This is a genomic window from Streptomyces sp. HM190 (genome assembly GCF_009857135.1).
Lineage (GTDB): Bacteria > Actinomycetota > Actinomycetes > Streptomycetales > Streptomycetaceae > Streptomyces > Streptomyces heilongjiangensis.
Window position 1 is genome coordinate 5,696,750 of sequence record NZ_CP047318.1, and the last position, 18,960, is coordinate 5,715,709.

Consider the following 18,960-nt stretch of genomic DNA (forward strand, 5'->3'; position numbering starts at 1 on the left):
CTCACTCGTACAGCTCCTCTTCGGCGAGGTACTTGACCAGCTCCTCCTTGTCGAAGAGGGCGAGCAGGTCCGGGCGGACGGGGTCGGTGGTCTCCCGCGTCAGGGAGATCTGGCCCGCGACGGGGTCGGTGGCCGCGAGCCCGCCCGTCGGGTCCGTGAGCCGGCACAGCAGGTTGATCCGGCGCCAGTCGCGGTCCATCGTCGGGTGGTCCTCGCGGGTGTGGCCGCCGCGCGACTCGGTGCGCTCCAGCGCGGCCCGCGCCACGCACTCGCTGACCAGCAGCATGTTCCGCAGGTCCAGGGAGAGGTGCCAGCCCGGGTTGAACTGCCGGTGCCCCTCGACCCCGGCCCGGCGCGCCCGCACCCGCAGGTCGGCGAGCTTCTCCAGGGCCTGCTCCATCTCTCCCTCGCGGCGGATGATGCCGACCAGGTCGTTCATGGCCTGCTGGAGCTCCTGGTGCAGGGTGTAAGGGTTCTCCGGCGGCTGCCCGTCGGCCCGGCCCTCCCCCTCGGCGGAGAACGGGCGCAGCGCCTCGGCGGCGGCCGCGTCGATCTGCTCGCCGTCCACCGGGGGCCGCGCCCCGGCGAGGCCGGTCGCGTACTCGGCGGCGTGCAGTCCGGCGCGGCGGCCGAACACCAGCAGGTCGGACAGGGAGTTGCCGCCCAGCCGGTTGGAGCCGTGCATCCCGCCGGCCACCTCGCCGGCCGCGAACAGCCCCGGCACCCCGCGCGCCGCCGCCGTGTCCGAGTCGACGGCGATGCCGCCCATCACGTAGTGGCAGGTGGGGCCGACCTCCATGGCCTCCGCGGTGATGTCGACGTCGGCCAGCTCCTTGAACTGGTGGTACATCGAGGGCAGCCGGCGGCGGATCACCTCGGCCGGCATGCGGGTGGACACGTCCAGGAAGACGCCGCCGTGCGGGGAGCCCCGGCCCGCCTTCACCTCCGCGTTGATGGCGCGGGCCACCTCGTCACGCGGGAGCAGCTCGGGGGGCCGCCGGTTGTGGTCGGGGTCCTCGTACCAGCGGTCGCCCTCCTCCTCGGACTGGGCGTACTTCTCCTTGAAGACGTCCGGGACGTAGTCGAACATGAACCGCTTGCCCTCGGAGTTCCTGAGGACCCCGCCGTCGCCGCGCACCGACTCGGTGACGAGGATGCCCTTCACCGACGGCGGCCAGACCATGCCCGTCGGATGGAACTGCACGAACTCCATGTTCAGCAGCGGCGCCCCCGCGAGCAGCGCGAGCGCGTGCCCGTCGCCCGTGTACTCCCACGAGTTCGACGTCACCTTGAAGGACTTGCCGATGCCACCCGTGGCGATGACGACGGCAGGCGCTTCGAGGACGAGGAAGCGGCCCGACTCGCGCTCGTAGCCGAACACCCCGGACACCCGCTCGCCGTCCTTGAGGACGCGGGTGACCGTGCACTCCTGGAAGACCTTCAGCCCGGACTCGTAGTCGCCGGTCTCCTTGTGGTCCTCCTGCTGGAGCGCCACGATCTTCTGCTGGAGCGTGCGGATCAGCTCCAGTCCCGTGCGGTCGCCGACGTGCGCGAGCCGCGGATACTCGTGGCCGCCGAAGTTGCGCTGCGAGATCCGGCCGTCCTTCGTCCGGTCGAAGAGCGCGCCCCACGTCTCCAGTTCCCACACGCGGTCGGGGGCCTCGCGGGCGTGCAGCTCGGCCATGCGCCACTGGTTGAGGAACTTCCCGCCGCGCATGGTGTCGCGGAAGTGGACCTGCCAGTTGTCACCGGAGTTGACGTTGGCCATGGCGGCGGCGATCCCGCCCTCGGCCATCACCGTGTGGGCCTTGCCGAAGAGGGACTTGCAGATCACCGCCGTACGGGCGCCCCGCTCACGGGCCTCGATCGCGGCGCGCAGCCCGGCCCCGCCGGCGCCGACCACGACGACGTCCCACTCCTGTCGTTCGACCACGGACATCACAAGCACCTTTTGTCGTCGGAGGAGGGTCGGTCAGAAGAGGGTCGGGTCGTCGAACGCGCCGGACGCGAGCAGGTACACGTAGAAGTCGGCGAGCGCCACGCTCACCAGCGACGCCCAGGCCAGCTGCATGTGGCGCGCGTTGAGCCTGCCGACCCACTGCCACATCCGGTAGCGCACGGGATGCCTGGAGAAGTGCTTGAGCTTGCCGCCGACGATGTGCCGGCACGAGTGGCAGGAGATGGTGTACGCCCAGATCAGCACGATGTTGACCAGGAAGACGAGCGTGCCGAGACCCATGTGGCCCCACTCGTAGTTCTCGTCGCGGAAGGCCAGGACGGTGTCGTACGTCAGGATCCCGGCGACGAGGATCGCGGCGTAGAAGAAGTACCGGTGGATGTTCTGCAGGATCAGCGGGAAGCGGGTCTCACCGGTGTACTTCCGGTGCGGCTCGGCCACCGCGCAGGCGGGTGGGGACGCCCAGAAGCCGCGGTAGTACGCCTTGCGGTAGTAGTAGCAGGTCAGGCGGAAGCCCAACGGGAAGATCAGGATGATGATCGCCGGTGAGACGCCCCACCAGCTGCCGAAGATCTCCCAGTTGGGTCCCCCGCGCATCGGCTCGCAGCGTTCCGCCAGGCACGGGGAGTAGAACGGCGAGACGTAGGGCGCCGCGTAGTAGTGCGCGTCCGAGAAGGCCCGCCATGTCGAGTACACGATGAAGGCGAGCAGACCGGCCGCCGTGCCGGCCGGGGCCAGCCACCAGCGGTCGGTCCGCAGATGCGGTGCGGTGATCGCGGCGCGTGTGCCGCTGCGCACACCGCCGCGCTGGGGAAGGGGTTCTGTGCCTGGAGGTTCCGTACCAGTGGCCAACGGGGACTCCCGGTCGGGTCTTTTCGGTTGTCGGGCGCTCGGCGTGCCGGGCGCCCGGGGTCAGGGTGCGCGACGGTCGCGGGCGCCGAGTCCCTCGTCGTCCGAGTCCGTCCACAGCGAGTCGTCGTACGGGGTGTCGGGGATGGGGACGAGTTCGGGGTGCTTGACCGACGAGCGGGTGACGGCCCCCTCGCGCAGCAGTGCGACGCTCTCGCGCAGGTGATCGGCGTCGGCGCGGACACGGCGCATGTCGAGCCCGCCGCTGCCGATCTGCTGTTCCAGGCGTCCCACCGACCGGTAGAGGTCGTCGAGGCAGCGCTGGACCGTTGTGAGTTCCTCGTGCACGGACATGACTTGCCCTCACTTCCGCGGATCGTCGGGGACCGGGGCGGCAACGTTCATGCGCCTGCGAGTGTTGCGCGTCACACGTTGCGCTGGGAAGGGATGTGCATCGATTGGCGGATTGCACGCCTCCTGCGCACGCCCACGCCCGCTCGGTGTGCGCCGGGGATCACATGCGGCGCGTTGCGCCGCACGAGTGGCTTTTCGCTCCCCGTCGCCGTGCCTCCGTCGGTCGGTGAACCCCTTCCTCTTCAGTGTGTGGCCATAGATCAGATCAGCTCCATATGCACCCAAAAGTGATCATAACGCCCTCCTGGTGAGGGTGCGGTCCCCCGGAGGTAGCAGTGATGTCCCACCACGGCGTAGGACCGCGTGCGGTGATGCGCTCGGTCGCCTTCCTGACCGCGGGTGTGCTCGCGGCGCCCCTCCTCACGGCCTGCGGCGAGGAGGACCCCGCGGGCAGACCCGCGGCCGGCCCCGACATCGCGCCGGCCGCCCGTGACCGGATCGCCGACGGCGGCACCCTGCGCTGGGCCGTGGACGCCGTCCCGGACACGTTCAACACGTTCCAGGCGGACGCCGACCCCACCAGCGCGCGCGTCGCCGACGCCGTCCTGCCGTCGATGTACCGCCTCGACGCGGCCGGGCGGCCCCAGGTCGACACCGACTACCTGGAGTCCGCGAAGATCGTCGAACGTGAACCCCGGCAGGTCGTGCTCTACAAGCTCCACCAGGAGGCGGTGTGGAGCGACGGCCGCGAGATCGGCGCCGCCGACTTCGTCGCCCAGTGGCGGGCCCTGTCCGGCAAGGACTCCGCGTACTGGACCGCCAGGAACGCCGGGTACGAGCGCATCGAGAAGGTCGAGCGCGGCGACAGCGACCTCGAGGTCCGCGTCACCTTCGCCCGCCCCTACGCCGACTGGAAGTCGCTGTTCTCCCCGCTCTACCCCAAGCAGGTGACGGGCACCTCCGACTCCTTCAACGACGGCGCCCGCAAGAAGCTCAAGGTCACCGCCGGCCCCTTCGCGGTCGACGAGGTCGACCGCAAGGGCGGCGAGGTCACCCTCACGCGCAACCCCCGCTGGTGGGGCCGCCAGGCCAAGCTGTCGAAACTGGTGCTGCGTGCCGTCCCCCGCGACAAGCGGACCGCGGCGCTCGCCAAGGGCGAGGTGGACATCGCCGAGATCGACTCGTCCCAGGCGCAGCGGATCATGCCGGCCGGCGGGGAGGCCCGGGGCCCCGGGGGGTCCGCGAGCCCCCGCGGCTCCGCCGCCCCGACGGGCTCCCCGGACGCCCGCGGCGCGGCGCGGGGCCTCAGCGGTCCCCTCGCCCGGTCCGGCGGCACCCTCGCCCAGGGGCCCGGCACCGCGCTGACGCCCGCACAGGCACTGCGGTCCTGGGCGATCGCCCACGGCTCCGACGAGAAGGCCGCAGGCAAGGAGACCCGCGCCCGGAAGAAGCGGCGCGCGGCGCTCGCCGCGTACCGCGCGCAGCAGTCCGCGCTGCGCGGCTTCGAGGTGCGCCGCTCCCTCGAACCGGCCTACACCCAGCTCGCCCTCAACGGCGCCGACGGCCCCCTCGCCGACGAGCGCGTCCGCCGAGCGGTGGCCCGCGCCCTCGACCGTGCGGAGCTCGCCGGCCTCGTACTGAAGCCGCTCGGCCTGCCCGCCGACCCCGTCGGCAGCCACCTCGCCCTCTCCGGCCAGGCCGCCTACGCCGACAGCAGCGGTGCCCTCGGCGGCCAGGACACCGACGAGGCCCGCGCCCTGCTGGCCGACGCCGGCTGGGAGGAGGGCGGCCCGCTGCGGGAGCCCGGGAAGGCGGCCGGGGCGGAGGGCGAGAAGTCCGAGAAGTCCGAGAAGAAGTCGGGGACGAAGCCGGACGGCGAGGCGGACGAGAAGGCGGAGAAGAAGACCGGGGACGGGGCCGCGAAGAAGGCCGAGGACGAGGACACGTACGTCGTCGGCGACGACAACAAGCCGTACGCGACCGACGACGACAGCCCCCTCGCCCGGGACGGCAGGCAGAACGCCCCCGGCGCCTACGCCCCGCGCGGCACCCGGGCGCCCGCCGACGCCGCGCGGGCGCCGCTCGCCAAGAACGGCAAGCCGCTCTCGCTCCGCTTCGTCCTGCCGTCCGGTCCGGGCACCGAGTCCCTGCGGACCGTCGGCGAACGGATCGCGGTGATGCTGGAGCGGGTCGGTATCCGCACCGAGATCTCCAAGGTCGCCGACGACAGCTACTTCAAGGACCACATCGCCAACGGGCAGTACGACCTCGCCCTGTACTCGTGGCCCACCTCCGCGTTCCCCGCCACCGACGCCCGCCCGATCTACGCCAAGCCGGTCCCCGCGGCCGACGGTTCGCTGAGCGTCGAGCAGAACTACACCCGCGTCGGCACCAACCAGGTCGACCAGCTCTTCGAGCAGGCGATCTCCACCCTCGACGAGTCCGAGACGCGCTCCCTGATCCGCAAGGCCGACGCCCGCATCTGGGCCGCGGCCGGCTCCATCCCCCTCTACCAGCGCCCCCAGCTCTACGCCGTCCGCCCCCAGCTGGCGAACGTCGGCGCCTTCGGTTTCCAGACCCCCGTCTACGAGGACATGGGCTTCCTGAAGAAGGGCGCGACGGCGTTGCAGAGCCCCGCCGGCACGTGATCACCCGCCCTGCGCGCTCCGGCCGCCGCCCCGCACGACGCGGGCGGCGGCCGGAGCGGTGTCCGGCCCGGTTCGCCGGCCGTCGAGGGAGCCTGAGCTGCGGCGGAGCAGGGGCCGTGCGGGCCGGGGAGTCCCCGCTGTCGCGGGCCCGTACCATGGGGTGAGGCCGTGGCGTGTCCAGCCCGGCAGGGCCCGCGTCACACAGACGTACGCACAAGGGCCGTCCTCACACTCCGGGAGAACGCCGCAATATGGCTGTGACCACAGTCCGTCACGACATCCGCAATGTCGCCATCGTCGCCCACGTCGACCACGGCAAGACGACCATCGTCGACGGCATGCTGAAGCAGGCCGGTGCCTTCGCCGCGCACCAGCTCGACTCCGTCGACGACCGCATGATGGACTCGAACGACCTGGAGCGTGAGAAGGGCATCACGATCCTCGCCAAGAACACCGCGGTGAAGTACCACCCGAAGGACGGCGGGGAGCCCATCACCATCAACATCATCGACACCCCCGGCCACGCCGACTTCGGCGGCGAGGTCGAGCGCGGTCTGTCGATGGTCGACGGTGTCGTGCTGCTCGTCGACGCCTCCGAGGGCCCGCTGCCGCAGACCCGCTTCGTCCTGCGCAAGGCGCTCCAGCAGCGGCTGCCGATCATCCTGTGCATCAACAAGACGGACCGCCCGGACTCCCGGATCGACGAGGTCGTCAACGAGACCTACGACCTGTTCCTGGACCTCGACGCCGACGAGGACCAGATCGAGTTCCCGATCGTCTACGCCTGCGGCCGGGACGGCGTCGCCTCGCTGACCAAGCCCGCCGACGGCACCGTCCCGACCGACTCCACCAGCCTGGAGCCGTTCTTCTCGACGATCCTGCAGCACATCCCCGCGCCGACGTACGACGAGGCCGCGCCGCTGCAGGCCCACGTCACCAACCTCGACGCCGACAACTTCCTCGGCCGTATCGCCCTGCTCCGCGTCCACCAGGGCGAGCTGAAGAAGGGGCAGACCGTCGCCTGGATGAAGCGCGACGGCTCCGTCACCAACGTGCGCATCTCCGAGCTGATGATGACCGAGGCGCTCACCCGCAAGCCGGCCGAGAAGGCGGGTCCCGGTGACATCTGCGCCGTCGCCGGCATCCCCGACATCATGATCGGCGAGACCCTCGCCGACGTGGAGAACCCGATCGCGCTGCCGCTCATCACGGTGGACGAGCCGGCGATCTCCATGGTCATCGGTACGAACACCTCCCCGCTGGTCGGCCGCGGCGGCACCGGCAAGGGCGCGGACGCCAAGGCGGCCGTGAAGGACCGCAAGGTCACCGCCCGCCAGGTCAAGGACCGCCTCGACCGCGAGCTGATCGGCAACGTCTCGCTGCGCGTGCTGGACACCGAGCGCCCCGACGCCTGGGAGGTGCAGGGCCGTGGTGAGCTGGCGCTGGCCATCCTCGTCGAGCAGATGCGCCGCGAGGGCTTCGAGCTGACCATCGGCAAGCCGCAGGTCGTCACCAAGGAGATCGACGGCAAGACGTACGAGCCGGTCGAGCGCATGACGATCGACGTGCCCGAGGAGCACATGGGCGCCGTCACGCAGCTCATGGGTGTCCGCAAGGGCCGGATGGACAACATGTCCAACCACGGCTCGGGCTGGGTCCGCATGGAGTTCGTGGTGCCCTCGCGCGGCCTCATCGGCTTCCGTACCGAGTTCCTCACGCAGACCCGCGGCACGGGTATCGGGCACTCCATCCACGAGGGCTTCGAGCCCTGGTTCGGCACCCTGCAGACCCGTAACAACGGCTCGCTCGTCGCCGACCGCTCCGGCGCCGTCACCGCGTTCGCGATGACGAACCTGCAGGAGCGCGGTGTGCTGTTCGTGGAGCCCGGCACCGAGGTGTACGAGGGCATGATCGTCGGCGAGAACTCCCGCGCCGACGACATGGACGTCAACATCACCAAGGAGAAGAAGCTCACGAACATGCGGTCCTCGACCGCTGACGTCGCCGAGTCCATCGTCCCGCCCCGCAAGCTGTCGCTTGAGCAGTCGCTGGAGTTCTGCCGGGACGACGAGTGCGTCGAGGTGACCCCGGAGGCCGTGCGCATCCGCAAGGTCAACCTGGACGCCCGCGAGCGCGCCCGCGCCGCCAGCCGCGCCAAGCACGGCTGACACAGCAGTCATCCGCGGCCCCCGGGGACCCGGCCCACCGCCCAGCGGCGGGCCGGGCCCGCGGCGTGCCCGCACACGGGGGGGAACCGCTGCGGGGACCGGGGCTCCCGGACCGCTCGTGAAGGAGTGGTGGGGGACGGCCGGTCCCACGTCCCGAACCTCTCCACGAGCTGTCGGTGTGCTGTGCGGCACTGTTCGCATATCGGTGTTCCGGCGATCAAGTTTCGGACATGTAAACAAAAATCCTTCACTGAATGTCCGATTCGCCGGAATCTGATCTCGCCTGTCAAGCGCGACCAGATGTCAATCTTTGCAATTTTTGCTCAAAATATGGACGGTAGGGAGATCCCTATGTCTTCCGCCCTTGACGCGCGTTGACTCACTTGGCGAAAGTTCCCCCAAAACGCAGAACCCGCCGGTAGCCGGATCTGTGCTGCGCTCAACTCTCCAACCCCCCGGGGGAAGAACACACATGACCAGTCCAACCAAGGCCGAGGGCTCCGGGCCCGCGGTCGCCTTGGACCCCGAACTGGCGGCGACCTCCGAGGTCGACAAGCCCAAGACCCTTGAGGGCCGTTCCCCCGGCCAGCTCATGTGGCAGCGCTTCAGGCGTGACCGTACCGGCATGATCTGCGCCGGGGTAGTGATTTTCTTCTTCGTCATCTCGCTGTGCGCGCCGCTGCTCACCGCGATCAGCGGCACCAACCCGTACACGCTGTACGGTCAGGACCCGACCTACGCGGACAGCCCCGTCCTCGACGACTTCGGTCTGCCGCTCGGCTACCTCGGCGGTGTCTCGGGGGACCACTGGTTCGGGGTCGAGCCGCAGTACGGGCGTGACCTGTTCGCCATGCTGATGTACGGCATGCGGACCTCGCTGTACATGGCGCTCGGTGTCACGGTGCTGCTGATGGCCACCGGCGTGATCATCGGTCTGATCGGCGGCTACTTCGGTGGTCGTACCGACTACTGGATCGGTCGCGTCACCGACTTCTTCCTGTCCTTCCCGCAGCAGCTGTTCTTCATCGCCTTCATGCCCGTGGTCACCGCGTTCTTCGTGGACCCCCGGGAGGAGACGCCCACCTACTTCCGAGCGGTGGCGATCCTGATCGTGCTCTGGCTGCTGGGCTGGATGGGAATGGCCCGGCTCGTCCGGTCCACGGTGCTGTCGCTGCGTGAGCGGGAGTTCGTGGAGGCGGCCAAGGTCTCCGGCGCCTCGCCGTGGCGGATCGTCCGCAAGGAGATCCTGCCGAACGTCGTCTCGCCGATCCTGGTGCAGTTCACGTATCAGCTGCCCAGCACGATCCTCACCATCGCGTTCCTCTCCTTCGCGGGTGTCGGCTTCGTCGAACCCACCCCGGACTGGGGAAAGCTTTTCGCAGCAGGCGCCAAGTACGCAGAACAGGACCCCGCGTTCATGTTCTTCCCGGGCGTGGCCCTGGTGATCTTCATCCTGTGCTTCAACCTCCTCGGAGACTCCGTACGGGATGCGTTTGACCCCAAGTCCGGGCGCTGAACCGTCCATTGGTGGGGGGTGACTGCCGCCCCCGCGTCGGCCTACCAGCCGCGTCAGGCAGTACTCATGGATAACAACCGACAGGTAGGTGCATACACCGTCATGAAGTCGCTCACCTCGCGCAGAGCCCGCGCCATAGTCGTCGCCCTCGCGGCCGGCTCCCTCGCGCTGACCGGCTGCTCGGAGAACAAGGGCACGAACTCCAGCGCCAACTCCAAGGAAGACCAGAAGAAGGCCGCTGAGCAGTCGAAGGCTGTGTCCTACGCCGACGCGAAGGCCTCCGCCGGTCCGGCCCCCGAGGTTCCCGGCGCCAAGAGCGGTGGCACCGTCACGGTCTACCAGGAGGCGGGCCTCACGCACGTCGACCCGGGTCAGATCTACGTCTCGGACGCCGGCCAGCTCTCCAACCTGATCTTCCGCGGTCTGACCAACTTCTCCGAGGACGGCAAGGGCAACGTCTCGGTCGTGGGTGACATCGCCACCGACGCCGGCAAGTCCTCCGACGGCGGCAAGACCTGGACCTTCACGCTGAAGGACGGGATCAAGGACCAGAACGGCAACGAGATCACCTCGGCCGACGTCCGCCACACCGTCGAGCGCACCTACGCCGAGTTCATCTTCGACGGCCCGACGTACCTGCAGAACTGGCTGAGCGGCCCGAAGTACCGGGAGGCCCTGCCGGACGGTGGCTTCGGCAAGAAGCACCTGCCGGACAGCGTCCTCGAGACGCCGGACGACAAGACCGTCATCTTCCACTTCGACACCGCGCGTCCGGACCTGCCGCAGACGCTCGCGATGCCGGGCTACTCCATCGTTCCGGAGAAGACCGACACGAAGGAGAAGTACGACAAGGCCCCGGTCGCCCTCGGCCCGTACAAGATCTCCGAGTACAAGGTCGGCAAGTCCCTCAAGCTCGTCAAGAACGACCAGTGGGACCCCAAGACCGACTCCGTGCGCCACCAGTACGTGGACGGATGGGACTTCCAGTTCGGCGTCACCGAGTCCACGCAGACCAAGCGTCTGATCTCGGACCAGGGCGACTCCAAGAACGCCATCCAGTTCACGGGCAGCGTCGACGCCACGCAGATCCAGGACGTCATCAGCGACCCGTCCGTCAACAAGCGCACGATCAAGGGCTTCCAGCCCTACGTCATGCAGCTGACGTTCAACCTGGACCGCGTCAAGAACAAGACGGTCCGTGACGCCGTCACCTACGCGGTGAACTCCAAGTCGCTGATCGCCGGTGAGGGTGGCGCGTACGGCGGCGACGTGGCCCCGAACCTGTTCGCCCCGACCCTGCCGGGCTACGAGAAGGACTACGACCCCTACGGCCGTCTGAAGACGCCGCAGGGCAACATCGAGAAGGCCAAGGAGCTCCTGAAGGACGTTCCGGCCGCGGAGAAGAAGCTCGTCTTCGCCTACGGCAACACCGAGCAGGGCCAGAAGCGCAAGGTGGCCATCGAGGACGCCCTGGGCAAGGTCGGCATCGACGTCGTCTCCAAGGAGATCGACTCCGCCAGCTACTACCAGCAGATCGGTGAGCTGGACAACCCGTACGACATGTACATCACGGGCTGGGGCCAGGACTGGCCGTCCCCGGGTACGGTCGTCACACCGATCTACGACGGTGACCAGGTCGCCAAGGGCTCGTCGAACTACTCGCACATCAACGACCCGAAGGTCCAGGAGCTCATCAAGAAGGCCCTGACCCAGGAGCCGACCGAGGCCGCCAAGACCTGGCGCGACGCCCACCACTACATCCTGGAGAAGGTCAACCCGGCCGCTCCGCTGTGGTACACGAAGCAGTTCCAGCTCTACGGCTCGAACATCGGCGGTGCCCGCTACAGCACCGAGTCCAGCTACATCGACGTCACCCGACTGTTCCTGAAGTCGTAACTCTCTACGGCTGAACGCGGGAGTGCGCACCAGGCGGAGCGCACTCCCGCGGTTCCGTGAACCCCCTCCACCGTCTCCGCAGAGAGCAGCCTTGCCGCCATGCTTCAGTTCATCATCCGGCGATTGGCCGGCGCCGTCGTCACCCTGTTCCTGATCGGCGCAGTCACGTTCTTCCTCTTCGTCGCCGCACCTTCCGACTACGCCTCCCTGGCCTGTGGCAGGGACTGCTCCCCCGAGAGACTGGATGCCATCCGCCACGCGCTCGGTCTCAACGAACCGATCTTCAAGCAGTTCTGGGAGTTCATGTCCGGCATCGTGGTCGGCCGTGACTTCCCCGACGGCCACTGCGCCGCTCCGTGTCTCGGCCAGTCGTTCTACTCCGGCGACTTCGTCTGGGACACGATCATGGACCGGTTCCCGCTGACCCTGTCGCTGACGGTCGGTGCCATGACCGTCTTCCTGATCGTCGGCATCGGCGCGGGCATGCTGGCCGCCTACCGGCGAGGCTCCCTGGTGGACAAGATCGCCACCGGCTCGTCCATGGTCCTCAGCTCGTTCCAGATCTACTTCCTCGGCCCCATCGTGCTCACCATCCTCGTGTACAGCACGGGCTGGATGGAGGACCCCAAGTACGTGCCCTTCACCGAAGACCCCGTCGGCTGGCTCGTCGGACTGTCCATCCCCATGGTGGTGATGGCCACGATCTTCACCGCGCAGTACACGCGTATGGCGCGCGCCTCGATGATCGAGCAGCTCGCGGAGGAGCACGTGCGCACGGCGCGGGCCAAGGGCATGTCGAAGAAGTTCGTCTTCTTCCGCTACGCCTGGCGCGGTTCGCTCATCCCGATCGTCACCGTCCTCGGCATCGACATCAGCGCACTGCTGGGCGGCGGCGTGGTCACCGAGCTGACCTTCTCCCTCCAGGGCATCGGCCGCCTGGCCGTGGACGGAGCGATCAACAAGGACCTCCCGCTGACCATGGGTGTGATGCTGTTCGGAGCCTTCTTCATCCTGCTCCTGAACATCCTCGTCGACATCGTGTACGCCTGGATCGACCCGCGCGTCCGGCTCTCCTAGGAAGAACGAACCACCGTGACCACACTGACCAAGACCGAGGACGCCCCGGCCCCGACCGGGCCCGAGAGCTTCCTCTCGGTCCGTGACCTGCGGGTGCAGTTCTCCACCGAGGACGGCATCGTCAAGGCCGTCGACGGGCTCTCCTTCGACGTCGAGCGCGGCAAGACCCTCGGCATCGTGGGGGAGTCCGGCTCCGGCAAGTCCGTCACCAACCTGACGATCCTGGGCCTGCACAACCCTCGGACCAGCCACATCGACGGCGAGATCCTGCTCGACGGCAAGGAACTCGTCACCGCCCCGGAGAAGGAGCTGGAGCAGCTCCGCGGCAACAAGATGGCGATGATCTTCCAGGACCCGCTGACGGCCCTGTCGCCGTACTACACGGTGGGCCGGCAGCTGTCCGAGCCGTTCATGAAGCACCGCGGCGCCTCCAAGAAGGAGGCCAAGGACCGGGCCATCCAGATGCTGGAGAAGGTCGGCATCCCGCAGCCCAAGGTGCGCTTCGACGACTACCCGCACCAGTTCTCCGGCGGTATGCGCCAGCGCGCGATGATCGCCATGGCGCTGATGTGCGACCCCGACCTGCTGATCGCGGACGAGCCCACGACCGCGCTCGACGTGACCGTGCAGGCCCAGATCCTCGACCTGCTCAAGGACCTCCAGCAGGAGTTCGGCTCCGCGATCATCTTCATCACCCACGACCTCGGCGTCATCTCCAACATGGCCGACGACCTGCTGGTGATGTACGCGGGCCGCGCCGTGGAGCGCGGCAGCGTCAAGGAGGTGCTGCGCACCCCCCAGCACCCCTACACCTGGGGCCTGCTCAGCTCGATGCCGCGCCTCGACGGCGACATCCACGAGACGCTGTCGCCGATACCCGGCTCGCCGCCCTCGCTGCTCAACCCGCCCACCGGCTGCCGCTTCCACCCCCGGTGCGCGTTCACCGGCGAGGTCACCGGCACGCTGTGCAGCGACACCCGTCCGCCGCTCGCCGACGGCCGCGCCGCCGCGTGCCACCTGACCGCGCAGCAGAAGCAGTCCATCTTCATCGACAAGATCCAGCCCCGGCTGCGCTAGGGAGAACCGAGATCATGAGCGACAACCTCACCCTCCCCGCACAGCAGGGCTCCACCGGCACCTCGACGGAGCCCCTCCTCGAGGTGCGGGGGCTCACCAAGCACTTCCCCATCTACGGCGGCTTCCCGATCAAGCGCAAGGTCGGCGCCGTGCAGGCCGTCGACGGCGTCGATCTGACCGTCGGCGTCGGCGAGAGCGTCGGCCTGGTGGGCGAGTCGGGCTGCGGCAAGTCGACCACCGGCCGGCTGATCACCCGGCTGCTGGAGCCCACCGCGGGCACGATCAGCTACCTGGGCCAGGACATCACCCACGCCTCGCGCAAGCAGCTGGCGCCGGTGCGGTCCGACATTCAGATGATCTTCCAGGACCCGTACTCCTCGCTGAACCCGCGCCAGACCGTCGGCACCATCATCAAGTCGCCGATGGAGGTCAACGGGATCGAGCCGGAGGGTGGCCGGGAGAAGAAGGTCCGCGAGCTCCTGGAGCTCGTCGGTCTCAACCCGGAGCACTACAACCGCTTCCCGCACGAGTTCTCCGGCGGTCAGCGCCAGCGCATCGGCGTCGCCCGTGCCCTGGCCCTCAACCCGAAGCTGATCGTGGCGGACGAGCCGGTCTCCGCGCTGGACGTGTCGATCCAGGCGCAGGTGGTGAACCTGCTGCAGGAGGTGCAGCAGGAGCTGGGCATCGCCTTCCTGTTCATCGCCCACGACCTCGCGATCGTGCGGCACTTCTCGCAGCGCGTCGCGGTCATGTACCTCGGCAAGGTGGTCGAGGTCGGCGACCGTGACGCCATCTACAACCGGCCCCGCCACCCGTACACCCACGCCCTGCTCTCCGCGGTCCCCGAGGTCGCGATCGACGACGAGACCGAGGCGAAGGAGCGGATCCGTCTCTACGGCGACGTCCCCTCCCCGATCTCCCCGCCGTCCGGCTGCCGCTTCCGCACCCGCTGCTGGAAGGCGCAGGACAAGTGCGCCAGCGAGGAGCCCCCGCTGCTGCAGATCTCCGGCAACCGTGACGGCCACCTGACGGCCTGCCACTTCCCGGAGGACCCCACCACGGAGGCCCGCGCCGAGGACGTCATCCTGGACCCCGCGCTGAAGGCGCTGGAGAAGGACGCGGCCGACGACACCGGGGCGAAGCCCGCCAAGGACTGAGACCAGGTCACCCACCGGCCCGGGGGCGGAGTCGCACGACTCCGCCCCCGGGCCGGTGTCGTGCGTACGGGCGGTGACGACCGGCTGCGACGTGCGCCACCGGGTTCCGTCATCGCCGGCCGAGCGGGGCCGCGCCAGGCGATCCGGCCGGCCGAGCGGGTGCCGCCGCCGCGGCCATTGCGCTCCCGGCCCGCAGCTGTCAGGGACGGGCGTGCGGTGCGTGGCGCCCGGGTGGCGGGCGTTCCCCGGCATGCCCCTCAACTCGCCCCGCGCCGCGTCGATGTGCCCTCCACGGCCTGAGCCGGACCTTCGTTCCTCGACCCGTGGCCGGCCCACCGGATGACGCCCGTCGGCCCCGCCATGACCGGCCCGAGGACCGCCCCACGCGCCCCCCTCACCCCCTCGAACCCCGCTCTTGCCGGGCCGAAGCCGGACCCGCCCCGACGCCACGCCCCGGCGAGGCGTCCCGCCGCTTCGGCCGCCGGGGAGGGCCCTCCCGGTGGCCCTCCCCGATGCCCTTCCACGGCTGCCCCCGCCCGGCGTTCCTCCTCGTACGGACCCCTCAGACATGCGGTATGCGAGAGATGTGCCGATATTGTCCGATAACGGGATCACTGATGAGGAGGCACTCGATGCGCGGAGCCACGCATGCCAGATGGGCCGCCGGCGCGGTCGCGGTGGCGCTCGCCGCGACCGGATGCGGCGGCGGGGACAGCGGCGGCAGCAGTGGCGGCGGTGACAGCGGCGCGGTGCTCAGCTCCTCCTGGGGTGACCCGCAGAACCCGCTGGAGCCGGCCAACACCAACGAGGTGCAGGGCGGCAAGGTGCTGGACATGATCTTCCGCGGGCTGAAGCGGTACAACGCCAAGACCGGCGCGGCCGAGGACATGCTCGCCGAGAAGATCGAGACGACGGACTCGCAGAACTTCACGATCACCGTCAAGGACGGCTGGACCTTCAGCAACGGCGAGAAGGTCACCGCCAAGTCCTTCGTGGACGCGTGGAACTACGGGGCCAGCCTGAAGAACAACCAGAAGAACGCGTACTTCTTCGAGTACATCCAGGGTTACGACAAGGTCCACCCGAGCGACGGCAGCAAGCAGACCGCCGACACCCTCTCCGGCCTGAAGGTCGTCGACGACCGGACGTTCACCGTCGCGCTGACGCAGAAGTTCTCGACGTTCCCCGACACCCTCGGCTACAACGCCTACGTCCCGCTGCCCCAGTCGTTCTTCACCGACCACAAGGCCTGGCTGGCCAAGCCCGTCGGCAACGGCCCCTACGCCGTGGACTCCTACACCAAGGGCTCCCAGCTCTCCGTCCGGAAGTGGGACGGCTACCCGGGCGAGGACAAGGCCCAGAACGGCGGCGTGGACCTCAAGGTCTACACGGACAACAACACCGCCTACACCGACCTGTTGGCCGGCAACCTCGACCTCGTGGACGACGTGCCCGCCGCCCAGCTGAAGAACGTCCAGGCCGACCTCGGCGACCGGTACATCAACACCCCGGCCGGCATCATCCAGACGCTGTCCTTCCCGTTCTACGACAAGGCGTGGAACAAGCCCGGCTCGGAGAAGGTCCGCGAGGGCCTGTCGAGGGCGATCGACCGCGACCAGATCACCGACACCATCTTCCAGAAGACCCGCACCCCCGCCACCGACTGGACCTCACCGGTGCTGGGCGAGGACGGCGGTTACAAGGAGGGCCTGTGCGGTGACGCCTGCGAGTACGACGCGGACGCCGCCAAGAAGCTGGTCAAGGAGGGCGGCGGCCTCCCCGGCGGCCAGGTCAAGATCACGTACAACGCGGACACCGGCTCCCACAAGCAGTGGGTCGACGCCGTCTGCAACTCCATCAACAACGCCCTCGACAACGACCAGGCGTGCGTCGGCAACCCGGTCGGCACCTTCGCCGACTACCGCAACCAGATCACCGAGCGGAAGATGAGCGGCCCGTTCCGCGCCGGCTGGCAGATGGACTACCCGCTGATCCAGAACTTCCTCCAGCCGCTGTACTACACCAATGCCTCCTCCAACGACGGCAAGTGGTCCAACGCCGACTTCGACAAGCTCGTCAACGAGGCCAACGCCGAGGAGGACACCGCGAAGGCCGTGCAGAAGTTCCAGCAGGCCGAGGAAGTCGTCCGGGACAACATGGCCGCCATCCCGCTCTGGTACCAGAACGGCAGCGCGGGCTACTCCCAGCGGCTCTCCAACGTGTCCCTGAACCCGTTCAGCGTGCCGGTGTACGACCAGATCAAGGTCAGCTGAGCCGTCCGGGCGGGCGCCCCGGCGCCCGCCCACTACCTCCGGAGTCCGTATGGGACGGTATGTGATCCGGCGCCTGCTGCAGATGATCCCGGTCTTCGTGGGCGCCACCCTCCTGATCTTCCTGATGGTGAACGTGATGGGCGACCCCATCGCGGGTCTGTGCGGCGACCGGAAGTGCGACCCGGCGACCGCCGCCCAGCTGCGCAGGGAGTTCGGCCTCGACAAGCCGGTGTGGCAGCAATACCTGACCTACATGGGCAACGTCTTCACCGGCGACTTCGGCACCGCCTTCAACGGGCAGGAGGTCACCGAGCTGATGGCCTCCGCCTTCCCGGTCACGATCCGGCTGACGATCGTCGCCATCCTCTTCGAGATCGTCATCGGCATCACGTTCGGCGTCGTCACCGGGCTGCGGCGCGGCCGGCCCGTGGACACCGGGGTCCTGCTGACCACCTTGGTCGTCATCTCGGTCCCCACCTTCGTCACCGGTCTGCTGCTCCAGCTGCTGCTCGGCGTGGAATGGGGCTGGATCAGCCCGTCGGTCTCCTCCGACGCCCCCTTCGGCGAGCTGATCGTCCCCGGACTCGTCCTCGCCTCCGTCTCCCTCGCGTACGTCACCCGGCTGACCCGTACGTCGATCGCCGAGAACGCCCGCGGCGACTACGTCCGCACCGCCGTCGCCAAGGGCCTGCCCCGGCACCGGGTGATCCGCAAGCACCTGCTGCGCAACTCCCTGATCCCGGTGGTCACCTTCATCGGCACCGACATCGGGGCCCTGATGGGCGGAGCCATCGTCACCGAGCGGATCTTCAACATCCACGGCGTCGGCTACCAGCTCTACCAGGGCATCCTCCGCCAGAACACCCAGACCGTCGTCGGCTTCGTGACCGTCCTCGTGCTGGTGTTCCTCGTCGCCAACCTGCTCGTCGACCTCCTCTACGCCGTACTCGACCCGAGGATCCGCTATGCCTGAGCCGCAGCCGGAGGAGCCGCACGTCTCGGGCGGCCAACGCTCCGCCGAGGACGGGGCGATCGCCTCGACGGGACTGGACGGCACCATGGACCTGGCCACCACCGAGGGGGAGACCCTGGAGAAGGGGCTCGGCAACGCCGACGCGGGCGGTCCGGCGGACAAGGCCCGCAGTCTGTGGTCCGACGCCTGGCGCGACCTGCGCCGCAACCCCGTCTTCATCATCTCGGCGCTCGTGATCCTCTTCCTCGTCGTCATCTCCCTGTGGCCGTCGCTGATCGCCTCCGGCAACCCCCTCACGTGCGACCTCGCCAAGGCCCAGCAGGGGTCGCAGCCCGGCCACCCCTTCGGCTTCGACGGGCAGGGCTGCGACGTGTACACGCGGACCGTGTACGGGGCGCGAATCTCGATCTCCGTCGGTGTCTGTGCCACGCTCGGCGTCGCGCTCCTCGGGTCGCTGCTCGGCGGGCTCGCCGGCTTCTTCGGCGGGATCTCCGACTCGTTCCTGTCCCGGATCACCGACGTCTTCTTCGCCATCCCCGTGGTGCTCGGCGGTCTGGTGCTGCTGTCGGTGGTCACCAGCAACAGCGTCTGGCCGGTCATCGGGTTCATGGTGCTGCTGGGCTGGCCGCAGATCTCCCGCATCGCCCGCGGCTCCGTCATCACCGCCAAGCAGAACGACTACGTCCAGGCCGCCCGAGCCCTCGGCGCCTCCAACTCCCGCATGCTGCTGCGGCACATCACCCCGAACGCCGTGGCCCCGGTCATCGTCGTCGCCACCATCGCGCTCGGCACCTACATCGCCCTGGAGGCCACCCTGTCCTACCTCGGAGTCGGTCTGAAGCCGCCCAGCGTCTCCTGGGGCATCGACATCTCCGCCGCCTCGCCGTACATCCGCAACGCCCCGCACGCCCTGCTGTGGCCCTCCGGCGCCCTCGCGATCACCGTCCTGGCGTTCATCATGCTCGGCGACGCGGTCCGCGACGCCCTCGACCCGAAGCTGAGGTGAGCCGTCGTC

General features: G+C 69.0%; 13 protein-coding genes. 10 read left to right on the forward strand and 3 right to left on the reverse strand.

Annotation, left to right across the window (positions count from 1 at the left end; all coding sequences use genetic code 11):
• Nucleotide 1 precedes the first annotated feature (1 nt).
• From GSY65_RS24420 to GSY65_RS24430, 3 genes are read right to left on the reverse strand one after another with little or no spacing between them, the layout of a single operon-like run.
• Nucleotides 2-1,939, reverse strand: a complete 1,938-nt coding sequence (locus GSY65_RS24420) for a fumarate reductase/succinate dehydrogenase flavoprotein subunit (protein WP_159772523.1) — start codon at nt 1,937-1,939, stop codon at nt 2-4.
• A 33-nt stretch (nt 1,940-1,972) separates the two neighbouring features.
• The gene (locus GSY65_RS24425) at nt 1,973-2,809 is read right to left on the reverse strand and encodes a hypothetical protein (protein ID WP_159772525.1); all 837 of its coding nucleotides are present in this window, start codon (nt 2,807-2,809) and stop codon (nt 1,973-1,975) included.
• A gap of 60 nt (nt 2,810-2,869) precedes the next feature.
• Nucleotides 2,870-3,160, reverse strand: coding sequence for a hypothetical protein (locus GSY65_RS24430; protein ID WP_159772528.1), 291 nt, complete (start codon nt 3,158-3,160; stop codon nt 2,870-2,872).
• A gap of 338 nt (nt 3,161-3,498) precedes the next feature.
• On the opposite strand from GSY65_RS24430, the gene GSY65_RS24435 reads away from it, so the two are divergent.
• The 10 genes from GSY65_RS24435 to GSY65_RS24480 all read left to right on the forward strand — a co-directional run bounded on the left by GSY65_RS24435 (nt 3,499) and on the right by GSY65_RS24480 (nt 18,951).
• Nucleotides 3,499-5,808, forward strand: coding sequence for an ABC transporter family substrate-binding protein (locus GSY65_RS24435; protein ID WP_159772531.1), 2,310 nt, complete (start codon nt 3,499-3,501; stop codon nt 5,806-5,808).
• Between the two features lie 251 nt (nt 5,809-6,059).
• Nucleotides 6,060-7,976, forward strand: a complete 1,917-nt coding sequence (typA, locus tag GSY65_RS24440; protein WP_159772534.1) for a translational GTPase TypA — start codon at nt 6,060-6,062, stop codon at nt 7,974-7,976.
• Nucleotides 7,977-8,448: 472 nt separating this feature from the next.
• A complete protein-coding gene (locus GSY65_RS24445; protein ID WP_159772537.1) occupies nt 8,449-9,492 on the forward strand; it encodes an ABC transporter permease in 1,044 nt (347 codons plus the stop codon).
• A 102-nt stretch (nt 9,493-9,594) separates the two neighbouring features.
• Nucleotides 9,595-11,388, forward strand: coding sequence for an ABC transporter substrate-binding protein (locus tag GSY65_RS24450; protein WP_159772540.1), 1,794 nt, complete (start codon nt 9,595-9,597; stop codon nt 11,386-11,388).
• 99 nt (nt 11,389-11,487) lie between these two features.
• Nucleotides 11,488-12,465 carry an ABC transporter permease gene (locus tag GSY65_RS24455; protein ID WP_159772543.1) on the forward strand — a complete coding sequence of 326 codons (978 nt, stop codon included), beginning with the start codon at nt 11,488-11,490 and terminating at the stop codon, nt 12,463-12,465.
• 15 nt (nt 12,466-12,480) lie between these two features.
• Entirely contained in the window at nt 12,481-13,542 is a 1,062-nt protein-coding gene (locus GSY65_RS24460; RefSeq protein ID WP_159772546.1) for an ABC transporter ATP-binding protein, read from the forward strand.
• Nucleotides 13,543-13,556: 14 nt separating this feature from the next.
• A complete protein-coding gene (locus GSY65_RS24465) occupies nt 13,557-14,699 on the forward strand; it encodes an ABC transporter ATP-binding protein (RefSeq protein ID WP_159772548.1) in 1,143 nt (380 codons plus the stop codon).
• Between the two features lie 632 nt (nt 14,700-15,331).
• Entirely contained in the window at nt 15,332-16,972 is a 1,641-nt protein-coding gene (locus tag GSY65_RS24470) for a peptide ABC transporter substrate-binding protein (RefSeq protein WP_159772551.1), read from the forward strand.
• Between the two features lie 49 nt (nt 16,973-17,021).
• On the forward strand, nt 17,022-17,945 hold the full coding sequence (locus GSY65_RS24475; RefSeq protein ID WP_159772554.1) for an ABC transporter permease: 924 nt from the start codon (nt 17,022-17,024) through the stop codon (nt 17,943-17,945).
• A complete protein-coding gene (locus GSY65_RS24480; protein ID WP_159772557.1) occupies nt 17,938-18,951 on the forward strand; it encodes an ABC transporter permease in 1,014 nt (337 codons plus the stop codon). The genes GSY65_RS24475 and GSY65_RS24480 overlap by 8 nt, the downstream gene beginning before the upstream one ends.
• Nucleotides 18,952-18,960 lie beyond the last annotated feature (9 nt).